1 protein-coding gene is annotated in these 754 nt (G+C 60.1%); it reads right to left on the bottom strand.

What is annotated here, in order from left to right:
* On the bottom strand, window positions 1-754 hold a 754-nt coding region (locus tag HB676_RS33625), incomplete at both ends, for an IS481 family transposase (RefSeq protein WP_213742820.1).

The raw sequence follows: 754 nt of genomic DNA, 5'->3' as shown, positions 1-754 counted from the left end.
CGGGCATAAGCCCACTCTCTAAGTGCGGTCTGGATGAAGCGTTCCGCCTTGCCATTGGTTTTTGGCGTATAGGGTTTTGTCCGGATGTGTTTGACACCCAAGTCGCTGCAGGCGTCTCGGAAAGCGAAAGATTTGTAGCAAGCCCCATTGTCCGTCATGACCCGTTCGACCTTGATGCCGAGGCTTTTGTAGTAAGCCACAGCCGCCTCGAGGAAGGGCACGGCACTATCGGCCTTCTCGTCAGGTTTGATCTGGGAGAAGGCGATGCGGGAATGGTCGTCGATACAGACATGGACGTACTCCCAGCCTGCGCCCCAGCCATGGCCTCTTCGGCTGCTTTGACGAGTTCGGTCCCCGGTAATGCGATGGCCGATTTGCTCGAAGCGCCCGAGCTTTTTGATATCGATGTGGATCATCTCGCCGGGCGCAGCCCGCTCATAACGGCGCACCGGCTCGGCCGGCTCCAGGTCGCGGATCCGGTTTAATCCCAGCCGCCGCAGGATGCGGCTGACGGTGGCCGGCGAAACGCCGACTTCCGCCGCGATCTGCTTGCCGGTGTGGCGCTGACGGCGCAAAGCCTCGATGACCGCGCATGTGGCAAGCGCTGTTTGGCCTGGCAATGAAAGAGGCCTTGAGGAGCGATCGCGTAATCCTTCGACGCCTTCCGCGCGGAACCTTTTAACCCATTTTGCCACCGTCTTCGGGGTGGTTTTGTACAGTTTTGCAACCGTCGCCGCGCTCAACCCGCCGTCAA

Origin of the sequence: Bradyrhizobium sp. dw_411 (genome assembly GCF_018449695.1) — a bacterium.
GTDB lineage: Bacteria > Pseudomonadota > Alphaproteobacteria > Rhizobiales > Xanthobacteraceae > Bradyrhizobium.
Note: the sequence above shows the minus strand (reverse complement) of the source record. Positions and strands in the feature narration are given on the sequence as shown.